This window comes from Ruminococcus sp. CAG:379, assembly GCF_000434255.1.
GTDB classification, from domain to species: Bacteria; Bacillota; Clostridia; order Oscillospirales; family Ruminococcaceae; genus Ruminococcus_F; species Ruminococcus_F champanellensis.
Genome location: NZ_FR894871.1, coordinates 1 through 2,622 on the forward strand (window position 1 = coordinate 1; position 2,622 = coordinate 2,622).

At 60.1% G+C, this 2,622-nt stretch carries 2 protein-coding genes; one reads left to right on the forward strand and one right to left on the reverse strand.

Translation table 11 applies throughout. The features are described from left to right. Positions 1 to 329 precede the first annotated feature (329 nt). Positions 330 to 1,802, reverse strand: a complete 1,473-nt coding sequence (locus QVO51_RS04470; protein WP_288167849.1) for a spore germination protein — start codon at positions 1,800 to 1,802, stop codon at positions 330 to 332. Positions 1,803 to 2,057: 255 nt separating this feature from the next. Between QVO51_RS04470 and QVO51_RS04475 the strand changes: the two genes are divergently transcribed. Beyond that, a partial coding sequence (locus QVO51_RS04475) for a glycoside hydrolase family 9 protein (protein ID WP_288167850.1) occupies positions 2,058 to 2,622 on the forward strand: 565 nt, incomplete at its 3' end.

Below are 2,622 nucleotides of genomic sequence, written 5' to 3' on the forward strand. Positions count from 1 at the left end.
CTTATTCATGCAGCTCCTCCACAGGGCAGGCGGCATCCCACAAGGCTTGTGCGGCAGATGCGCCAGTAGATTTTTCGACAGATTGCATAGAAACGACGCAGGAATACTTGCGTATTGCGAGGAGTATCTGTGTGATATGGCGGAAAATATGCCAGCAGATACTGTGCAAAGCCGCCAGGCGTGCTTTGTGGGATGCCGCCTGATGTTGCCGGTCTGCATGCGGCGCAGACCGATCCGGGTGAGTACATCCCGCATGGCACGGGGGGCAAAGGGCGCAAGGGGCGCTGTAATGGGATAGCCGTAGGCTTTCTGGTTGGATGGAACGGATCTTATTCATGCAGCTCCTCCACAGTAAAGTTGCCGGTCTGCATGCGGCGCAGACCGATCCGGGTGAGTACATCCCGCATGGCACGGGGGGCAAAGGGCGCAAGGGGCGCTGTAATGGGATAGCCGTAGGCTTCTGTTGCGCACAGATTCAGCAGCATCACCATGCCCAGCAGACTGATACCGAACAGCCCCCACAGTCCTCCGCAGAGAATGAACAGGAACCGGAACACGGTGATCTCGTGGCTCAGCTCCGGAATCACAAAGCCGGTGGTGACGGACAGCGCCGTCACCGTCAGCAGCGGGGTGCTGATGAAGCCGGAGGACACTGCCGCATCCCCGATGATGAGCCCGGCAACGATGCTGACCGCTCCTCCCACCGCCTTTGGCAGTCGGATCCCCGCTTCCCGGATCACCTCGTACATGAGCAGCACCCCGATGGACTCGGTCATCAGGGAGAAGGGGGCGTTTGCCTCCGCTTCCGTCAGCAGCTGCAGCAGGGTGCTGTTCAGCAGCTCCGGATGGTGCAGGGCAATGGCGGTGTATCCCCCCGGCAGCAGCAGCGCCAGGAAAAACGCCAGATATTTGATCCACCGGACAAAGGCGGCATAGTAGGGCTTGCAGGTGTAATCGTCCAGGGTCTGGAAATTCTCCACAAACAGCTTGGGCAGGAAGATGGCAAAGGGCGTGCCGTCGATCAGCAGCGCCACCCGTCCCTCCAGCAGCTTGGAGCAAAGCACGTCCGGCCGCTCCGTTGTGCCGGTGGCGTGGAAGATCCGCCAGTTCCGGCGCTCCAGGAAGGGGCGCACATAGCCGGAGGACAGGATGGTCTCCAGCTGCATGTGCTCCAGATCCTGCCGGATCTGTTCCAGCAGTCTGGGGGATACCCGGTCGGACATGTAGCACAGGCACAGATCCGTCCGGCTCTTTTCCCCCATGACGAACAGCTGCTGCACCAGCACCGGGGACTTCATCCGCCGGCGGATCAGGGACATGTTGGTACGCACCACCTCCGTGAAGCCCTCGTGGGCGCCCATCACGTTTCCCTCGCTGGAGGGCTCGTCGATGCCCCGTTTGTCGTAGCCCTGCACCCCGAAGGCAAGGGCATGGTTCGCCCCGTCCGCCAGCAGCACCGCAAAGCCGGAGTTGATGGTGCGGAACACATCCCCGAAGGTCAGGGGGACGGGACGATCCACCGACAGGAGCATTTCATCGTTGATGTGCTCCAGCAGCCTGGGACCGGTGGCATCCGGCAGATGCAGCTTCATCAGGGGGTGCAGCACAAGCTCCGTGATGGTGGCGGTGGACAGCATTCCCTCGCAGCACAGCAGCACGCAGGGGATCCCGGAGACCCGCACCGGGTTGATGAGCAGATCCGACGTGCCGCCTCCGATCTCCTTGATTCGGGACAGATTTGCCTCCAGGCTGGGGCGCAGGGGCTCCTGCTCGATGGTCTGCTGAAGATCCTTTCTGGACATGGTGTTGCCTATCCTTTCTGTATATTCCGGACGCAGCCGCCCGGCTTCTGTGGATAGCATGCCCTTGTCCTGTCATTTTATACAAGAATGGGGCGTTCTCTTTGACGAATGGAGCAAAAGCATCCGGCAGCCTTGACTTTTGGCAAAAGAAATGGCATACTTATCATGGATCGGTCTGTACGAACCGATCCGAACGAGAGGAATTCCGAAGGCGGCAGAGGGCTGCCTACAAGAGAAATAAGGGAGGATGAACCAATGAACAAGCGCATCATCAGTCTTGCCTGCACGGGGGCGATCCTTGCAGGGGCGGCAGGCAGTCTGCCGGTACAGAACGCCGGTCTGCATGGGGCAGCGGCGGACATCAACTACGCCACCGCTCTGCAAATGTCCCTGTATTTTTACGAGTGCCAGCAGGCAGGGCATCTGCCGGCGTGGAACCGGGTGGAATGGCGTGCGGACGCTACCACCGATGATTTTATTGACGGTGGCTGGTACGATGCCGGCGATCATGTGAAATTCAATCTGCCCATGGCGTATTCTGCGTCCATGCTGGCGTGGGGGCTGTACCAGTATGGGGACGGCGTTCAGGCATGCGGCGAGATGGAGAACTACGTCAACAACCTGAGCTTTGTGCTGGATTACCTGGCGGCATGCGACCTGGGGGACGAGATCGTGTTCCAGGTGGGCAACGGCCAGGAGGATCATACCTGGTGGGGGCCGGTGGAGCTGTATTCCTATGGCATGGGGGAGAGCAGCCCCTACACCCGTCCGTATTATAAGGCATCCGAGGGCTGCTCCGCCGTATTCGGAGAAATGGCGG